Raw genomic sequence first — 18041 nt, 5'->3', positions numbered from 1 at the left:
GTCGTTGATTCGGCCCTGGTCGTTGGTTCGCGGGTTCCGTAGGATCTCAGCAGGTCGGCGCTGATCCGCGCCGCTTCTCAGCCCCGCTCTCCCCCACCGCCCCGGAAGCAGAGGATGCCCATGGCCGCGACGGAGCCCGCGATGTCCCCGTCGGACCTGTCCGTCGACGAGGTGCTCGCTCGCGTGAGCGGTCCCCGGCGCGAGGAGGCGGACGAGCTGATCGCGATGCACCGCGCGATCAGCGGCGCCGAACCGGTGATCTGGGCAGGACGCATTGTGGGGTTCGGCACCTACCGCTACCGCTACGAGAGCGGCCGCGGCGGACGCGCACCAGAGCTCGCGTTCGCCACCGGCGCGGCCCGCCACACGATCTATCTGACCGAGGGATTCGCCGAACAGTGGCCCGATCTGCTCGTGACGCTGGGCCCGCATCGCGCCAGCAAGGCGTGTCTGTACCTCACCCGGCTCGCCCGGGTCGATCAGGAAGCCCTCAGAGAGCTTCTGCGGCGTTCCCTGGCCGAGAACCGGTCTCGATGGCCGCAGGACTGACGGCGTCCTCCAGGGCGCCCCGATCGGCCCGCTCGGCGACCCGCCCTCCCCCGCCGTGGGATGTCGCGACCACCGTGTGAACCCGCCATGATGCCGGGGACACTCCTCGCTCCTGCATGACGGAGGAGAGGGAGACGCCGGCGCCTCATGCTTCCTCCTCGTTCGGGGAGGGAACGGTGAGACGGCGCCCGACGCGAGGTCGCCACGGGTCAAGACCGCGGAGGCCCTTTCCGCTGCGTCGGCGGCATCACCCACGCCCCGTGTTCCGTGTGATCGCAGCACCGCCCCTCGCCAGCGGCACGCTCATCGCCGCCTCGCCGATGTCGAGGGCGACGACTGCACAAGAGGTCGCGTCTCATCGAGCACCCCCGTGCGTCCGTCCGGTCGAGCGGACACCTCGCAGACGAGCACCGCGCCCGGTCGGCACACGGAGCGAGTGCCGACGCTCGACGTTCCACGTCTCCGGGGACGGGTGGTCCCGCATCCGCCATGTGGCGGCACCGTCGACACGGGCCGTCCCGAATAGACCGGCACGCCGCTCCGGCGAAACCCGGGGGGCCCCGCTCGCCGTGACAAACCGGTCTCAGATCACGCTGAGAGCGTCAGCCGGATCCGGCCGCGCGCTGCAGACCCGCGATGTCCCGGACACCGGCCTTGGTGGCGTCCGACATCCGCGGCGCGCACCACAGCTTCCACCCACGACAGAGGGCCCGCGCCCTTTCGGGTGCGGGCCCTCTGTGCGGAGGATCAGCGGGCGAAGTTCCCGCGGTAGTACTCGTAGACCCAGCCGACGATCGCGACGAGGAACACCGCGATGCCGATCGGAAGCAGGAACTGGCCGACGGCCAGGCCGATGATGAACAGGCTCGCGGAGAACGCGAGAACCAGCGGCCACCATGACCAGGGGCTGAACTCGCCCAGCTCCGGGTCGCCGTCGTCGATGTCGGCGGTGAGGGTGTCCTCCGGCAGCTCCACGCCCTGCTGGGACTTGTAGAGCTTCTGGAGATAGAAGCTGATGAAGGCTCCCATGGCCGCGGACAGGAGGAGCGCGACCGTGCCGACCCACTCGATCGCCGTCAGCAGCGGACGGTCAGGGTGCGCGATGATGTTCCACGCCGTGTACACCACCGCCATGAGCAGGAAGAAGGCGGTGAGGATCCACCAGATCGCGATATTGGAGCGCATCGCTTACTTCGCCTCTCCTTCTGTCTTCACGGGAGCCTCGTGGCTCTCGGCTGCCTCGGGGTGGTTCAGGTCGAACGCCGGGCGCTCACTACGGATGCGCGGGATCGAGGTGAAGTTGTGACGCGGGGGCGGGCACGAGGTGGCCCACTCGAGCGACCCTCCGTAGCCCCACGGGTCGTTCACCGTCACCTTCGGCGCCTTGCGGGCCGTGATCCAGACGTTCAGGAAGAACGGCAGCATCGACAGACCCAGCAGGACCGCACCGACGGTGGAGAGCTGGTTGCCCCAGGTCCAGTTGTCGGCCGCCGAGTAGTCCGCGTAACGACGCGGCATGCCGTCCACACCCAGCCAGTGCTGCACGAGGAAGGTCATGTGGAAGCCGATGAACAGGATCCAGAAGTGGATCATCCCGAGACGCTCGTTGAGCATCCGGCCCGTCCACTTGGGCCACCAGAAGTAGAACCCGGCGAACATCGCGAACACGACCGTGCCGAACACCACGTAGTGGAAGTGGGCGACCACGAAGTACGAGTCGCTGAGGTGGAAGTCCAGCGGCGGCGACGCGAGAATGACACCGGTCAGACCACCGAAGACGAACGACACCAGGAAGCCCAGCGCGAAGACCATCGGGGTCTCGAAGGTGATCGAGCCGCGCCACATGGTTCCGATCCAGTTGAAGATCTTCACACCCGTCGGAACAGCGATGAGCATCGTCATCAGCGCGAAGAACGGCAGCAGCACCGAGCCGGTGACGTACATGTGGTGGGCCCACACGGCGACAGACAGGGCCGCGATCGAGATGGTCGCGTAGACGAGGGTCTTGTAACCGAAGATCGGCTTCCGGCTGAACACCGGGAAGATCTCCGACACGATGCCGAAGAAGGGCAGCGCGATGATGTAGACCTCAGGGTGACCGAAGAACCAGAACAGGTGCTGCCAGAGGAGCACGCCGCCGTTGGCCGGGTCGTAGATGTGGGAACCGAGCACGCGGTCGGCCGCTGCCGCGAGGATCGCCGCCGCGAGAACCGGGAACACCATGATGATCAGCAGGCTCGTGATCAGCGTGTTCCAGCTGAAGATCGGCATCCGCCACATGGTCATGCCCGGTGCGCGCATCGTGATGATGGTGGTGATGAAGTTGACGGCACCGAGAATGGTTCCGAAACCGCTCATGCCGAGGCCGAGCATCCACAGGTTTCCGCCGGCGCCCGGCGAGAAGGTCGCGTTCGCGAGTGGCTGATATGCGAACCAGCCGAACGACGCGGCGCCCTGCGGGGTGAGGAAGCCGGAGATCGCGATGATCGACCCGAAGAGGAACAGCCAGAACGCGAAGGCGTTCAGACGCGGGAACGCCACATCCGGGGCACCGATCTGCAGCGGCAGCAGCGCGTTGGCGAAGCCCGCGAAGAGCGGGGTCGCGAACATCAGCAGCATGATCGTGCCGTGCATGGTGAACAGCTGGTTGTACTGCTCCTTGGTGGGGATCAGCTGCATGCCCGGCGCGAACAGCTCCGCCCGGATGATCAGCGCCATCACGCCGCCGAGCAGGAAGAACATCACCGAGGCGATGAGGTACATGTACCCGATCGTCTTGTGGTCCGTGGACGTGATCCACTTGACCAGGATGTTGCCCTTCTGCTCCACGCGAGAGGAGCTCATCAGCGCCGCCTGTCGCGCAGGCAGCACGGTCGAGCGCGCGCTGGGCGCGTCCGTCTGCCCGGGAAGGGTCGTCGTCATGTCACTCACCTTCCTCGTTGTTGCTCGCCCCGGTTCCGGGGTAGTTGTGCAGTCGGTCGTATGCGTCGGTGATGTCGCCGGTGTTGCCCGACTCGCGCAGCGTGTCGAGGTAGTCCTCGTACTCCGCCTCGCTGACCACCTTGACGTTGAAGAGCATCATCGAGTGGTACTCGCCGCAGAGCTCGGCGCACTTGCCGGCGTACTCGCCCTCGCGGGTCGGGATGAAGGACATCGAGTTGTCCTTGCCGATGAACATGTCCTTCTTGTAGAGGAAGTCGATGATCCAGAAGGAGTGGATGACATCGCGCGACCGGAGGTCGATCCGGACCTCCTTGTCGACCGGGAGCACCAGCGTCGGCAGCTGCTCCTGGTCGATGTTGCCGTCCTTGTCCGGCTGCGCCTGGATGCCCATGGTCCAGACGGCGTCCGAGCCGTCCTCCTGGTCGCCGTTGTACTGGAAGTCCCACGCCCACTGCTTCGCGATCGCGACGACGTTGACGTCGGGGTCCTCGTACTGCGTCTCGATGATCGCCTGGTCGCGCGCCGTGAAGGCGAACATGCCGACGATGAAGATGAACGGCACGATCGTGTAGAAGATCTCGATCGGCATGTTGTAGCGCATCTGCACCGGCAGGCCGGTCTGGCCCTTGCGACGGCGGTAGGCGACTGCCGCCCAGCCCATCAGGCCCCAGGTGATCAGGCCGATCACCAGGAGCACGATCCACGAGTTCACCCACATTCCGGCGATGCGCTCGGTGTGGTTCGTCACGGGCGTGCCGTCCTCGACGAATCCGGGCAGGTAGCCGTGCAACTCGGTCGGAGTGCACCCGGCTAGAGCCATGGCTGCGCCGATCCCGAGGGGGATGGCGGACCAGCGAAGGCGGCGTTTCGAAGGCACGATGCACCTTTCAGATCGTGAACGGAACCTGGGGTCCAGTCTAGGGGACTCTCACACCCGATTCATGACATCCGTCCAGGCGGGTCATAGGTTCGGGTCAGCGAAACGTCAGTGGAAGCTGTCACCACAGGCGCAGGAGCCCTGGGCGTTGGGGTTGTCGATCGTGAACCCCTGCTCGGAGATCGTGTCCTTGAAGTCGATCGCCGCCCCGTCCAGATACGGGACGCTCATGTTGTCGACGATGACCTCGACGCCGTCGAAGTCGACCGTCTCGTCGCCCTCGAGGAAGCGCTCGTCGAAGTAGAGCTGGTAGATCAGGCCGGAACATCCGCCGGGCTGCACGGCGACGCGCAGCCGCAGGTCGTCGCGGCCCTCCTGCTCGAGCAGGCTCCTGACCTTGGCGGCGGCGGCCTCCGTGAGGGAGACGCCGTGGGCGGGGGTGGTCTCGACCGGGTTCGCAGTGCTGGTCATGTCAGTCCTCCATGGGTGGGCGGATGCGGGCGCGTGGATGCGTCGGACCCACTCCGATTCTACCGTCGCCCTGGCGCCCGGTGTCGGCGGGCGGGAGATCGATGTCGCGACATCCGGCCCCTGCCCGGGAGGTCACAGAACGATCTCGTTCATCCGCGTCAGCAGCAGCGCCTCGGTGAGGGTCGCATGGCGGAAGGTCTCCAGGTGCAATGACTCGTTCGGGCTGTGCGCCCGGGAGTGGGGGTCTTCCACCCCGGTCACGAGGATCTGCGCCTCCGGGAACTCCTCGACCAGCTCAGCGATGAACGGGATCGAGCCCCCGACGCCCAGGTCGACGGGAGCGACCCCGTAGCCGTCTGCCATCGCCCGACGGGCAAGACCCACCGCCCAGCCGGAGTCGTCGACGAGGAAGCTCTTGCCGAGGTCGACGTCGTGCAGGGAGATCTCCGCGCCGAACGGCGTGTGCGCGCGCAGGTGCTCCTCGAGCGCCGTGTACGCGTCGGCCGGGGCCTGCCCGGGGGCGACGCGAACGCTCAGCACCACGTCCATCGTGGGCGCGAGCGTGTTGGAGGCCGCCTCGACGCGCGTGGCATCCATGCCGGTGACCGTGATCGCGGGCTGATTCCAGATCCGATCCAGGATCGTGCCGTCGCCGATGGGAGAGACACCGGGCAACAGGCCGGCCTCGGAGCGCAGGGTGTCCTCGGTGTACGCGGGCGTGTCGGCGGTGCGCCGCGTGAGCCCGGCGACGGCCACGGCGCCGTTGTCGTCCCACAGGGTGTCGAGCAGGCGGATGGTCGCCATCATCGCATCGGGGACCGCTCCCCCGAACATGCCGGAGTGCGATGCGTGATCGAGGGTGCGCACGCGCAGCGTCACGCTGACGAAACCGCGCAGCGACACAGTCAGGCCCGGGGTGCTGGAGTCCCAGTTGCCGGAGTCCGCGACCACGATCGCGTCGGCCCGCAGGGCTTCGGCATTGTCCCGGAGGAACTGCCCGAACGAGCGGGAGCCGTACTCCTCCTCCCCCTCGACGAAGAGAGCGATGCCGAGGTCCAGATCGTCGCCGACGGCCTCGGCGACGGCGCGCAGCGCGCCGATGTGCGCCATGACTCCGGCCTTGTCGTCCGCAGCCCCACGCCCGTACAGACGCCCGTCGCGAACCGTCGGCTCGAAGGGAGGCGTCCCCCAGAGCGCGTCATCGCCGGGCGGCTGCACATCGTGGTGCGCGTAGAGCAGGATCGTCGGGCGGCCGTTGCGCGCCGCCCGCGTGGCAAGCACAGCCGGCTGGCCGAGCTCATCGGTGCCGGGGATCGCTGCCCGCTGCACGCTCACGGCGTCGAACACGCCGGTGTCCTCCGCCAGGGCCGCGACGGCGGCGGCGCTGCGTCCGAGCTGGTCCTGGTCGAAGGCCGGCCAGGCGATGCCCGGAATGCGCACCAGGTCGCCGAGATCCGCGAGAGCACGCGGAACCCCGAGGCTCACGGCCTCGGTCACGGCGGCCTCGCGGTCGGCAGAAGCGGTCACGGAGGGAGCGGGAGAGGTCATACGGGTAATCTTAAGGCGATCACCTCACCGCGACCCGTGCGGTGCCGCCATCAGAAGGAGCCCCGCCGTGGCCGAATCCCCCGCCACCGAGTCCGCCGACGACAGCGTCGAGGACCGCGCCGCCGGCAAGGGACGCCCGACCCCGACGCGCGCCGAGCGCGAGGCCGCCCGCCGTCGCCCGCTCGTCGTGGACTCCAAGGAGGCCAGAGCACGGGCCAAAGCCGATCTGCGCGCCCGCCAGGACCGTGCGCGTGTCGGCATGGCCAACGGCGAGGACAAATATCTTCCGGTCCGCGACCGCGGTCCGCAGCGGCGTTTCGTCCGCGACTACGTCGACTCCCGCTGGAGCCTGGGCGAGTGGCTGATGCCGCTCATGGTTCTGGTGATCCTCGCGGCGTTCCTGCCCGCGCAGATCACCACGTGGACGTTCGTCGGGCTGTGGATCTACATCATGTTCGTCATCGGCAACATGGTCATCCTCTCCATCTCGGTGAAGAAGGCCGCCAGGGCGAAGTTCGGCGAGGAGCGCACGGAGAAGGGCCTGGGCTGGTACGCCGCGATGCGTTCGTCGCAGATGCGCTTCATGCGCCTGCCGAAGCCGCAGGTCAAGCGCGGCGATCGGCCGGCGTAGGCCCCGCCGCCCGCCGACCTCAACTCAGGCAGAATCCGGGCCCGGGCCCCGCAAACCGCTGTTCGGAGGCCGCGCGCGCCGTTGTGCCTGAGTTCGGTTTAGGGCGAACGGCAGGGACGGAGCGTCTGCGCCTCAGACGAGGCCGCGATTGATCTGCCGCGCCCAGAGCGGACCGCGGTAGAGGAACGCGGTGTATCCCTGGACCAGATCGGCGCCGGCGTCGAGACGCTCGCGCACATCGGCGGCGGTCTCGACGCCCCCGACGGAGATCACGCAGAATTCGTCCGGTACCGCCGCGCGCACCAGGCGCAGCACGGCGAGCGAGCGTTCCTTCAGCGGCGCACCGGAGAGGCCACCGGCACCCATGGCCTCGACCTGGGCCGCCGGCGTGGCCAGTCCCTCGCGGGAGATCGTCGTGTTCGTCGCGATGAGCCCCGCCAGGCCTTCGCGCACCGCGAGCTCCGCGATGGCGGTGACCTCGTCGTCGGGCAGGTCCGGGGCGATCTTCACCAGCAGCGGCGTCGTTCCCGCGGCCGCGGCGATGTCGCGGAGCAGCGGCGCGAGCGTCTCGACGGCCTGCAGCCCACGCAACCCCGGTGTGTTCGGCGACGACACGTTGACGGCCAGATAGTCGGCGAACGGCGCCAGCAGTGTCGCGGATCGGACATAGTCCGCCGCGGCATCCTCGACCTCGACCACGCGGCTCTTGCCGATGTTGACGCCCAGCACGGCATCGGGCATGCGGCGGCGAAGAGCGCGCAGCCGCAACACGGCCGAGTCCGAACCGGCATTGTTGAAGCCCATCCGGTTGATCACCGCGCGATCGGCGATGAGGCGGAACAGGCGCGGGCGCGGGTTGCCCTCCTGCGCGATCGCGGTGAGGGTACCCACCTCCACATGGCCGAAACCGAGCGCGGCGAGACCGCGGACACCGACGACGTTCTTGTCGAAACCCGCAGCCACGCCGAACGGCGAGGGGAACGTGAGACCGAGGGCCTCCGTCCGCAGCTCAGGGGCGGGGCGCGTGAATCGGCGGGCGACCCAGGAGAAGGGGCGGACGCCGAGCACGCGGATCACGGCCATCGCGGCGTGATGCGCGTTCTCCGGATCCATCCGGGCGAGCACATGGCGGAAGAGGAGCGGATACATCCGCTCCAGGCTACCGGTCGGACGGGCTGCTCTCGGCACGCTCGTGGTCGGCGCGCAGCTCGTCGATCGCGACCTCGAAGTCGTCGAGAGACTCGAAAGCGCGGTAGACGCTCGCGAAACGCAGATACGCGACCTCGTCGAGCTCGCGGAGCGGCCCCAGGATCGCCACACCGATCTCATTGGTGTCGATCTGCGAGACACCGGTCTGGCGCACCGTCTCCTCCACTCGCTGAGCGAGAACCGCGAGGTCTGCCTCGGTCACCGGGCGTCCCTGGCAGGCCTTGCGAACGCCGGAGATGACCTTCTCGCGACTGAAGGGCTCCATGACGCCCGAGCGCTTGATCACGTTGAGGCTGGCCGTCTCGGTCGTCGAGAAGCGGCCGCCGCATTCGGGGCACTGCCGACGGCGGCGGATCGAGAGCCCGTCGTCACTCGTGCGGGAATCGATCACACGGGAATCGGGGTGGCGGCAGAACGGGCAGTACATCGGGGTAAGACTACGCCCTTCCGTTCGACTCCGGCGCGGCGTCGAAGCGCGCCGTCACAGCCTCGCCGTGCGCGGGCAGGACCTCCTCGTCCGCGAGGGCGACCACCTCGGCGGCGACCGCCTGCAGCGCCGCCCTGTCATACTCGATCACCTGCTGCGGACGCAGGAACGTGTACGCGCCCAGTCCGGCTGCGTATCGCGCCTGGCCCCCGGTGGGAAGGACGTGGTTGGACCCGGCGAGGTAGTCGCCGACGCTGACGGGCGTGTAGGGCCCCACGAAGACCGCTCCTGCGCTGGTGAAGCGGGACGCCTCGGCGGCCGCATCGGCGATGTGCAGCTCCAGGTGCTCTGGTGCGTAGGCGTTGCTGAAGGCGGCGGCCGTGGCGATGTCATCGACGAGAACAACAGCCGATTGCGGTCCCGCGAGGGCGGCGCGGATGCGGTCGGTGTGGCGCGTGCGCGACGCGCGATCCGCGACGGCCGCGACCACGGCGTCTGCCAGGCGCTGCGCGTCCGTCACGAGCACGGCGGAGGCCTGCTCGTCGTGCTCAGCCTGGCTGACGAGGTCCGCCGCGACCAGCAGCGGATCGGCGCCATCGTCCGCCACGACCAGGATCTCGGTCGCCCCGGCCTCGGCGTCCGTCCCGACGACCCCGGAGACCGCGCGCTTCGCCGCTGCGACGAAGTTGTTCCCGGGTCCAGTCACGACGTCGACGGGGTCGAGCCCCACGCTGTCGACGCCCCACGCGAATGCCCCGATCGCTCCGGCACCGCCCATCGCATAGATCTCCGTGACGCCGAGCAGGCCGGCGGCGGCCAGGATCGTGGGGTGCACGCGCCCGTCGTGATCGGCCTGCGGCGGCGATGCGAGCGCGATCTGGCGCACGCCGGCGACCTGGGCCGGCACGACGTTCATCACGACGCTCGACGGGTAGACGGCCTTGCCGCCCGGCACGTAGACGCCGACCCGGTCGACGGGCTGCCAGCGCTGGGTGATGCGCGCGCCCGGCCCGATGTCGGTGGTGCGCGCATCGGGCACCTGCGCGGCAGACCCCTGACGAACCCGGGCGATCGCCGACTCCAGTGCCAGACGGATGCCGTCGTCGAGCCCGGCGAGCGCTTCGTCGATGTGCTCCTGCGGAACCCGGACGGCGTGCCCCTCGACGCGGTCGAAGCGGGACGCCTGCTCGCGCAGTGCGGCCTCACCCTCGACCCGCACGTCATCGACGAGGCGCTCCGCGGCCTGCAGCGCCTCGTTGCGCGCCGCGTGCGCGCGTGGCACCGCGGCGAGGAGGTCGGCGACGGACAGCGTGCGACCACGCAGGTCGATCGTGCGAAGCATCCCCCCATCGTACCGGGGCGGATGCGGCAGCGATCATCGGGCCAGGTCGGTCTCCCCCGCTGTCATCACCCCAGGCACTGCGGACCGAGGATCGACTTCAGCTCGCCGAAGAGGTCGCCGGTGATCGCCACCGGCATCGGCACCTCGAACACCTTCGCCGTGCCGCCCCGGTGCATCCGCAGCGTCACCTCGGTGTCGCCCCGGTGCCGGCGCAGCACGTCGGCGAGGTCGCCGATCACCTGCTCGGTCGCCCGCTGCTCCGGCACCACCAGGGTCAGCGGACCGGACTCATCGATCGTGCCGAGATCCGGAGAGAAGGCCGACTGCGCGTGCAGGTTCATGCCGTCGTCACGGCGCGACACCCGCCCGCGCACCACGAGAATCGCATCCGCCAGCAGCAGCGGCTGGAACTCGGTATACGTCTTCCCCATGAACATGACGGTGATCTCGCCGTCGAAGTCCTCCACGGTGATCATGCCGTAGGGGTTGCCGCTCGCCTTGGCGACGCGATGCTGCACGCTCGTGACGAGCCCGGCGATCGTCACCTGCTCCCCGTCGGCGATGTCCTCGGACTGCAGCAGGTTGTGGATGGAGATGGACGCATTCTTCGCCAGCGGCACCTCGAGCCCGGCCAGCGGGTGATCAGACACGTAGAGGCCGAGCATCTCGCGCTCGAAGGCGAGCTTGTCCTTCTTGACCCACTCCGGTCGCTCTGGCACCTTCGTCGGCGGGGCTTCCTCCATACCGTCGTACAGGCTGTCGAAGTCGAAGCCGATCGCCCCCTGCGCCTCGTTCCTCTTCCGGTCGACGGCTGCTTCGACCGCGTCCTCATGAATCTCCACGAGCGCACGACGGGTGTCGCCGGTCGAGTCGAACGCCCCCGCCTTGATGAGCGACTCGACGGTGCGCTTGTTCGCGACGTGCAGCGGCACCCGGTCGAGGAAGTCGTGGAAGGAGGTGTATTTTCCGTCCGTGCGGGCCTGCACGATGCCGTCGACCACGTTGCTGCCGACGTTGCGCACGGCCCCCAGACCGAAGCGGATGTCCTCGCCGACGGCGGAGAAGAAATTGCCGGACTCCGAGACGTCCGGCGGCAGCACCCGGATGCCCATACGACGGCACTCGTTGAGGTAGATCGCCATCTTGTCCTTCGAGTCGCCGACGCTGGTGAGCAGCGCGGCCATGTACTCGGCCGGATAGTGGGCCTTGAGATACGCCGTCCAGTAGGAGACCAGACCATACGCCGCCGAGTGCGCTTTGTTGAACGCGTAGTCGGAGAAGGGCAGCAGGATGTCCCACAGCGCCTGGATCGCGGCCTCGCCGAACCCCCGTTCCTTCATCCCGCCCGAGAAGCCCTCGTACTGCTTGTCGAGCTCTGACTTCTTCTTCTTGCCCATCGCGCGCCGGAGGATGTCGGCCTGTCCGAGGCTGAATCCGGCCACCTTCTGCGCGATCGCCATGACCTGCTCCTGATAGATGATCAGGCCGTAGGTCGTATCGAGGATGTCGCGCAGCGGCTCTTCCAGTTCGGGGTGGATCGGGGTGATCGGCTGCTGGCCGTTCTTGCGCAGTGCATAGTTCGTGTGCGAGTTCGCCCCCATCGGACCCGGCCGGTACAGCGCGATGACGGCGGAGATGTCCTCGAAGTTGTCGGGCTTCATCAGGCGAAGGAGTGAGCGCATCGGCCCGCCGTCGAGCTGGAACACCCCCAGCGTGTCGCCACGGGACAGCAGATCGTACGCAGGGCGATCGTCGAGCTCCAGGTGCTCGAGGTCGAGCTCCTCGTCGCGGTTGGCGCGGATGTTGTCGAGTGCGTCGGAGATGATCGTGAGGTTGCGCAGCCCCAGGAAGTCCATCTTGATGAGGCCGAGCGCCTCGCACGAGGGGTAGTCGAACTGCGTGACGATCTGGCCGTCCTGCTCGCGCTTCATGATCGGAATGATGTCGAGCAGCGGCTCGGACGACATGATGACGCCCGCCGCGTGCACACCCCACTGGCGCTTGAGGCCTTCGAGCCCGATCGCGCGGTCGAAGACGGTCTTCGCCTCAGGGTCTGTCTCGATGAGGGAACGGAACTCGCTCGCCTCCTTGTAGCGCGGATGGTCGGGATTGAACATGCCTTCCAGCGGCATGTCCTTCCCCATGACGGGCGGCGGCATGGCCTTGGTCAGCCGCTCCCCCATGCTGAAGGGGAAACCGAGCACCCGGCCGGCGTCCTTGAGCGCCTGCTTCGACTTGATCGTGCCGTACGTCACGATCTGCGCGACGCGCGCGTCCCCGTACTTCTCGGTGACGTAGTCGATCACCTCGCCGCGGCGACGGTCGTCGAAGTCGACGTCGAAGTCGGGCATCGAGACGCGGTCGGGGTTGAGGAACCGCTCGAAGATGAGGCCGTGCTCGAGCGGGTCGAGGTCGGTGATCCTCATCGCATAGGCCACCATGGAGCCCGCACCGGAACCACGCCCCGGACCCACCCGGATGCCGTTGTCCTTGGCCCAGTTGATGAAGTCGGCGACGACGAGGAAGTAGCCGGGGAAGCCCATCTGCAGGATGATGCCGACCTCGTACTCTGCCTGCTTGCGCACCCGGTCGGGGATGCCGTTCGGGTAGCGGTAGTGGAGACCGCTCTCAACCTCCTTGATGAGCCAGCTGTCCTCGGTCTCGCCCTCCGGCACAGGGAAGCGCGGCATGAAGTTCGCCGAGGTGTCGAACGCGACCTCGCACCGCTCCGCGATCAGCAGGGTGTTGTCGCAGGCCTCCGGGTGGTCGCGGAAGAGCTGGCGCATCTCCTGGGCGGTCTTGATGTAGTAGCCGTCGCCGTCGAACTTGAAGCGGTTCGGGTCGTCGAGCGTCGAGCCGGACTGCACGCACAGCAGGGCCGCGTGGGCGTCGGCCTCGTGCTGGTGGGTGTAGTGGGAATCGTTCGTCGCCACGAGCGGGATCGCGAGCTCTTTGGCGAGCCGGAGGAGATCGCTCATGATCCGGCGCTCGATGCTGAGGCCGTGGTCCATGATCTCGGCGAAGTAGTTCTCCTTGCCGAAGATGTCCTGGAACTCGGCTGCCGCCTTCTTCGCCTCGTCGTACTGTCCCAGCCGCAGGCGTGTCTGCACCTCGCCCGACGGGCAACCGGTCGTCGCGATCAGGCCCTTTCCGTAGGTCTGCAGCAGCTCGCGGTCCATGCGCGGTTTGAAGTAGTACCCCTCGATGCTCGACAGTGAGCTGAGGCGGAAGAGGTTGTGCATGCCCTCCGTGGACTGGCTCCACATCGTCATGTGGGTGTATGCCCCGGCGCCGGAGACGTCGTCGCTCTTCTGGTCTGGCGACCCCCAGGCCACCCGCGACTTGTCGCTGCGATGGGTGCCGGGTGTGACATACGCTTCGAGGCCGATGATGGGCTTGACGCCGGCGGCGTTGGCGGCGTTGTAGAACTCGAATGCTGCAAAGGTGTTGCCGTGGTCGGTGACCGCGATCGCCGGCATCCCGTACTCGGCAGCGGCCTGGGTCATCGCATTGATCTTCGCGGCGCCGTCCAGCATCGAGTATTCGCTGTGCACGTGCAGGTGGACGAAGGAGTCGGATGCCATGCCCCCGAGTCTACGTTCGACCCCGACATCCCCTCCCGCCCGCCCATCCCTCATGGCCCCATGCACCTCCCGTCCGCTGCGTCCGCCCGTCGCGGGCATCCCAGCGGCATGGCCGCGGCGGGCGGAAGGTGGACGCGGCGCCGGGGGCTACGGGACCTCCTGGACGATCGAGACCACGACGCGGGAGGACCAGTCCGGGTCGGCGACCGTGCCGCGCCCGACGATCAGTCCCTGTGCGGTGTCGACGTCGACCGTCTGCATTCCGTCGCTCTGCCCGCCCTCCGGGAAGGCGATCGTCGTGATGTCACCGTCGACGCCGACCACGGAAGCGCCGTCGATCAGCGCGAGCGCCCGCAGCATCGCCGCGCGCAGATCGGCGGGTGCCAGGTTGAACTCGATCGGCTCCCCCAGCCGCGGCGGCGCACACGCCGAGAGATACTCGTGCTCGTACGCGTCGAGCCAGCGCACCAGCTCTGCCGGATCACGCGGCATCTCGTCGTAGTAGCAGTCCAGCGCGTTGCGGTGGAAACGCACGACATCCGCGGGGTCAACCCCCTCCGCCCCCACACCGGTGACCTCCTCCACGCCGGCGGGATAGACAGCGCGTGCCGGGGTGCTCTCCGCTGCGAGCACCGCGCGCGCGGCGTCGGCGTGCGGACCGGAGACGGACAGGATCTCGACGTCCTCCCGCCAGACCTCGATCCAGTCCTGCGATCGGTCTGCGGGCACATAGAGCGAGCTCGTCTGCCGCACCGTCGCCTCTGTCGCCGAGCCGCGGCTGTCCCACCAGCCGCCGTCCGGGCTATCGGCGGCGGCTGTCCAGCCCAGCGTCTGCGTCGCGATCTCCTGGATTCTGATGTACTGTCCGGTTGCCGGGTCGAGCGCACGAGTGGTGAGCGTCGTCTCGGCCGCTTCGTTCAGCACCTCGGCCGCCGACGCCGGCGGTGTTCCGGTCGGGGCCAGCACCGAGCAGACGACGATGGCCGCGGCGGCGGTCGCTCCAGCCAACCCGCCGATCCCCCACCATCGCCGCGCCGACCGTGACTCGCGGTCGCGCGTCTGCCCGGCCATCTCCCGCGTCAGCACCGCACGGGCCCTGTCCGTCGTCGCGTCGTCGATCAGCGCCTGATCCGCACCGATCTCACGCACCTGTTCCACAAGCAGCATCGCTCTCCTCCTTCGTCAACTCCGGGCTCATCCAGGTCAGCCGGCTCGCACCGTGCGATCCCGGCGGTGCGAGCTTGCGGCGCACCCGGTTCAGCCGCGACCGCACGGTCCCGACCGGCACGCCCAGCGCTTGCGCGATCTGCTCGTAACCGAGCTCCGCCCAGGCGTAGAGCAAGAGGGTGTCGCGGTCCTTCGCCGACAGCGCCGCGATGCGCGGAGCAAGCTCGCGCACCGCCGCTCCGGCGTCCATCCGGTCCTCTGCCGCAGCATGCCCGTCCGCCTCCGCCGGCGCCGTGCCGCTCGACGCCTGGAACGCGCGCCACTGCCGCGCTTCGTCCGCCCGATGCTTCGCGATCAGTCGTGTCGCGATGCCGAGGAGCCACGGCAGGGCGGAGCGCACGTCGGTGTCGAACGCTCCGCGCCGCCGGAAGGCGACGAGGAATGTCTCACTCAGAACGTCGTCGACGGCGTCCGTTCCGATACGCCGACGAACATACCCGCCCACCGGCCGCGCATGCCGATCGAAGATCTCCGAGAAGAGCCCCGGCTCGCCGATGGATCGCGCGATGATCTCGCTGTCTGTGCTCACATCCGGTATTCCCCGTTCGTCCGTGTTCGGTTCACGCCGTTCCTCGCCGACACACCACGCCGAGATCCGCCGGATACCCTGGGGACATGGCAACTCCCGACTTCGTCCTCGCGCTGCGGGAGAGGATCGGGCATGCTCCGCTCCCCCTCGTCGGTGTCACCGCGATCGTGTTCCGCGACGAGAAGGTGCTGCTCGGCCGCCGCGCGGACAACGGCGCCTGGTGTCCCGTCTCCGGCATCGTGGACCCCGGGGAGGAGCCCGCCGACGCCGCAGCACGCGAATGCCGCGAGGAGGCGGGCGTGATCGTACGCGTGGAACGTCTGGCTCTCGTGCAGCAGCTTCCCCGCGTGACCCACGTCAACGGGGACCAGGTGGACTACCTGGGTCTGGTCTTCCGCTGCTCGTGGGTCTCTGGCGAGCCGCACCCCGCGGACGGGGAGCTGACCGAGGTCGGCTTCTACGATCTCGGCGCGATGGGCGAGGTGGATCAGACCCATGTCCGCAAGATCGCGCTGGCCGTCGCCGAAGACGATCCGGCGAGCTTCCGCGGCGGACGCCCGCCGCGCGGCTGAGGCGCCTGGTCACGCGAGGTCGAGCCTCATCAGCAGACGCGGAAAGCCCGAGATGACCGAGCCGGTGTCCGCCGCCTTCTCGAATCCTGCCCTCTCGAACAGCGTTCGCGTGCCGACGTACATCATCGTCTGATTGACCGGCTGCCCCTGATTGTCAACGGGATATCCTTCGATCGCCGGCGCGCCGCTCTCCCGCGCGTGGCGGACGGCACCCGCCACGAGAGCATGCATGAGCCCGCGCCCGCGGTACCCCGGCCGCACGCGCAGGCACCACAACGACCACACGTCTTGGTCGTCGACGTGCGGGATCAGGCGGCTGCGGGCGAAGCTCGTCTCCCGCCGCGGATGCACGGCCGCCCAGCCGACGGGATCGCCATCGAGATACGCGATCACGCCGGGAGGGGGATCCTGCGCGCACAGCTCGCGGACGCGCGCCGCGCGCTGCGCGCCCCGCAGCGCGTTGTTCTCCGCGTTGCCGACGCGGTAGGTCAGGCAGAAGCAGACGTTCGACGTCGGCTTCTTCGGGCCGACGAGCGTGGCGACGTCGTCGAAGACGGTGGCGGGGCGCACCTCGATGCTCATGCGCACATCGTGCACCCGGCCACCGACATCGGCCGGTGCCGTCACCCCCCGCGGAGCACGTCGAGCGCGTTCTGCAGCTCCGCCGGATACGCGGAGGTGAACGACACCCACTCTCCGCCGTCCGGATGTGCGAATGCCAGCCGGTGCGCGTGCAGCCACTGCCGGGTGAGACCGAGCCGGGCCGAGAGCGTCGGATCTCCGCCGTAGAGCGGATCTCCGGCGCAGGGATGCCGATGCGCTGCCATGTGCACCCGGATCTGGTGCGTCCGCCCGGTCTCCAGATGGACCTCGAGAAGTGACGCCCCCGGGAATGCCTCGAGCGTCTCGTAGTGCGTGACAGAGTCCTTGCCCTCCGGCGTCACGGCGAACTTCCACGAGTGGCTCGGGTGACGGCCGATCGGCGCGTCGATCGTGCCCGCGAGCGGGTCGGGGTGACCCTGCACGACGGTGTGATAGATCTTGTCGACCTCGCGCTCCTTGAAGGCACGCTTGAGCGCGGAATAGGCGTGCTCGGTCTTCGCCACCACCATCAGCCCGCTCGTGCCGACGTCGAGGCGGTGGACGATGCCCTGCCGTTCGGGTGCACCGGAGGTCGCGATGCGGAACCCGGCGGCGGCCAGGGCGCCGGCCACCGTCGGCCCTTCCCACCCCAGCGAAGGATGGGCGGCCACTCCGGCCGGCTTGTCGACCACGACGATGTCTGCGTCGTCGTGGACGATGCCGAGATCGGGGACCGCGATCGGCACGACCCGCGGCTCCTCCTTCGGACGCCACTCGACCTCGAGCCAGCCCCCGGCGCGCAGCCGATCGGATTTGCCCAGCGGGGTGCCGTCGAGAACGACTCCCCCGGCCTCGGCCACCTCGGCGGCGAACGTGCGGGAGAAGCCGAGCATCTTCGCCAGCGCGGCATCGACGCGCGCGCCCTCCAGTCCGTCCGGGACGGGCAGGCTGCGGTGCTCCACGCTCAGGCGTCCTTCTCGGCGAGCGGCGCGCCCCCCGGCGTCCCGGGGTTCTCCGGCGCGGCCTTGCGCTCCGTGCCCTCCCGCGTTCCGTCGAGGCCGACCCCCACGAGTACCAGGAGCGCGACCGAGATCATGCCGGTCACGATGAAGACATCGGCGACGTTGAACACCGCCGGCATCATCCACGGCATCGAGATCATGTCCACGACGTGGCCGACGCCGAAGCCCGGCGCACGCAGCAGCCGGTCTGTCAGGTTCCCGAGCACCCCGCCCAGGAGCGCGCCGAGGACGACGGCCCATAGCCGGGAGCGGACAGTCACGGCCTTCCAGACGATCACGGCGGCGACGATCGTGAGCGCGATCGTGAATACCCACGTCACCTCGGCGCCGAGCGAGAAGGCCGCGCCGGAGTTGCGCACGTAGTAGAGCTGGAAGAACTCCCCCAGCACGGGGACGGACTCGTGCAGCGGCAGGTGCTCGATGGTGAGGTGCTTGACAAGCTGATCGGCGGCCAGCACGATCACCGCGAGTGCCGCGATGATCGTACCGGCCGCCGACCGAGAAAGGGGACGACGTCCTGGCAAGGGG

17 protein-coding genes are annotated in these 18041 nt (G+C 68.6%); 3 read left to right on the top strand and 14 right to left on the bottom strand.

Annotated features, from left to right (window positions below; genetic code table 11):
• Positions 1 to 120: 120 nt before the first annotated feature.
• The gene (locus AC3RXY_RS03835; protein WP_491509580.1) at positions 121 to 549 is read left to right on the top strand and encodes a DUF1801 domain-containing protein; all 429 of its coding nucleotides are present in this window, start codon (positions 121 to 123) and stop codon (positions 547 to 549) included.
• A 747-nt stretch (positions 550 to 1296) separates the two neighbouring features.
• Here the strand turns inward: AC3RXY_RS03835 and AC3RXY_RS03830 are convergent.
• The 5 genes from AC3RXY_RS03830 to AC3RXY_RS03810 all read right to left on the bottom strand — a co-directional run bounded on the left by AC3RXY_RS03830 (position 1297) and on the right by AC3RXY_RS03810 (position 6388).
• Positions 1297 to 1734 carry a cytochrome c oxidase subunit 4 gene (locus tag AC3RXY_RS03830; RefSeq protein ID WP_491509579.1) on the bottom strand — a complete coding sequence of 146 codons (438 nt, stop codon included), beginning with the start codon at positions 1732 to 1734 and terminating at the stop codon, positions 1297 to 1299.
• Positions 1735 to 1737: 3 nt separating this feature from the next.
• Entirely contained in the window at positions 1738 to 3471 is a 1734-nt protein-coding gene (gene ctaD, locus AC3RXY_RS03825) for an aa3-type cytochrome oxidase subunit I (RefSeq protein ID WP_491509578.1), read from the bottom strand.
• A gap of 1 nt (position 3472) precedes the next feature.
• Entirely contained in the window at positions 3473 to 4369 is an 897-nt protein-coding gene (gene ctaC / locus AC3RXY_RS03820; protein WP_491509577.1) for an aa3-type cytochrome oxidase subunit II, read from the bottom strand.
• Positions 4370 to 4477: 108 nt separating this feature from the next.
• On the bottom strand, positions 4478 to 4840 hold the full coding sequence (gene erpA, locus AC3RXY_RS03815; protein ID WP_491509576.1) for an iron-sulfur cluster insertion protein ErpA: 363 nt from the start codon (positions 4838 to 4840) through the stop codon (positions 4478 to 4480).
• Positions 4841 to 4972: 132 nt separating this feature from the next.
• Positions 4973 to 6388: a dipeptidase gene (locus AC3RXY_RS03810; RefSeq protein ID WP_491509575.1), complete on the bottom strand. Its 1416-nt coding sequence runs from the start codon at positions 6386 to 6388 to the stop codon at positions 4973 to 4975.
• Between the two features lie 67 nt (positions 6389 to 6455).
• Between AC3RXY_RS03810 and AC3RXY_RS03805 the strand changes: the two genes are divergently transcribed.
• Complete coding sequence (locus tag AC3RXY_RS03805; RefSeq protein ID WP_491509574.1) at positions 6456 to 7019, top strand: DUF3043 domain-containing protein; 564 nt, start codon at positions 6456 to 6458, stop codon at positions 7017 to 7019.
• A gap of 132 nt (positions 7020 to 7151) precedes the next feature.
• Here AC3RXY_RS03805 and AC3RXY_RS03800 read toward each other — a convergent pair whose 3' ends face one another.
• The 6 genes from AC3RXY_RS03800 to AC3RXY_RS03775 all read right to left on the bottom strand — a co-directional run bounded on the left by AC3RXY_RS03800 (position 7152) and on the right by AC3RXY_RS03775 (position 15337).
• Positions 7152 to 8168 carry a quinone-dependent dihydroorotate dehydrogenase gene (locus AC3RXY_RS03800; protein ID WP_491509573.1) on the bottom strand — a complete coding sequence of 339 codons (1017 nt, stop codon included), beginning with the start codon at positions 8166 to 8168 and terminating at the stop codon, positions 7152 to 7154.
• Positions 8169 to 8178: 10 nt separating this feature from the next.
• Positions 8179 to 8655, bottom strand: coding sequence for a transcriptional regulator NrdR (nrdR, locus tag AC3RXY_RS03795; RefSeq protein ID WP_491509572.1), 477 nt, complete (start codon positions 8653 to 8655; stop codon positions 8179 to 8181).
• 10 nt (positions 8656 to 8665) lie between these two features.
• Positions 8666 to 9997, bottom strand: coding sequence for a histidinol dehydrogenase (gene hisD / locus AC3RXY_RS03790; protein ID WP_491509571.1), 1332 nt, complete (start codon positions 9995 to 9997; stop codon positions 8666 to 8668).
• Between the two features lie 65 nt (positions 9998 to 10062).
• Positions 10063 to 13581: a DNA polymerase III subunit alpha gene (dnaE, locus tag AC3RXY_RS03785; RefSeq protein ID WP_491509570.1), complete on the bottom strand. Its 3519-nt coding sequence runs from the start codon at positions 13579 to 13581 to the stop codon at positions 10063 to 10065.
• A gap of 147 nt (positions 13582 to 13728) precedes the next feature.
• A complete protein-coding gene (locus AC3RXY_RS03780; protein ID WP_491509569.1) occupies positions 13729 to 14748 on the bottom strand; it encodes a hypothetical protein in 1020 nt (339 codons plus the stop codon).
• Positions 14723 to 15337, bottom strand: a complete 615-nt coding sequence (locus AC3RXY_RS03775) for an RNA polymerase sigma factor (protein ID WP_491509568.1) — start codon at positions 15335 to 15337, stop codon at positions 14723 to 14725. Before AC3RXY_RS03775 ends, AC3RXY_RS03780 begins: the two co-directional genes overlap by 26 nt.
• An 86-nt stretch (positions 15338 to 15423) precedes the next feature.
• Here AC3RXY_RS03775 and AC3RXY_RS03770 point away from each other — a divergent pair, with 86 nt between their 5' ends.
• Positions 15424 to 15909 (top strand): NUDIX hydrolase, encoded by a 486-nt coding sequence (locus AC3RXY_RS03770; RefSeq protein ID WP_491509567.1) that lies wholly within the window; start codon positions 15424 to 15426, stop codon positions 15907 to 15909.
• A 9-nt stretch (positions 15910 to 15918) separates the two neighbouring features.
• Here the strand turns inward: AC3RXY_RS03770 and AC3RXY_RS03765 are convergent, their stop codons facing one another.
• The 3 genes from AC3RXY_RS03765 to lspA are packed head-to-tail and all read right to left on the bottom strand — an operon-like array spanning position 15919 to position 18037.
• Positions 15919 to 16491 carry a GNAT family N-acetyltransferase gene (locus tag AC3RXY_RS03765; protein ID WP_491509566.1) on the bottom strand — a complete coding sequence of 191 codons (573 nt, stop codon included), beginning with the start codon at positions 16489 to 16491 and terminating at the stop codon, positions 15919 to 15921.
• A 41-nt stretch (positions 16492 to 16532) separates the two neighbouring features.
• Positions 16533 to 17453, bottom strand: coding sequence for an RluA family pseudouridine synthase (locus AC3RXY_RS03760; protein ID WP_491509565.1), 921 nt, complete (start codon positions 17451 to 17453; stop codon positions 16533 to 16535).
• 2 nt (positions 17454 to 17455) lie between these two features.
• The gene (lspA, locus tag AC3RXY_RS03755) at positions 17456 to 18037 is read right to left on the bottom strand and encodes a signal peptidase II (RefSeq protein ID WP_491509564.1); all 582 of its coding nucleotides are present in this window, start codon (positions 18035 to 18037) and stop codon (positions 17456 to 17458) included.
• Positions 18038 to 18041 lie beyond the last annotated feature (4 nt).

The organism is Microbacterium longlingense, from assembly GCF_058349825.2.
Note: the sequence above shows the minus strand (reverse complement) of the source record. Positions and strands in the feature narration are given on the sequence as shown.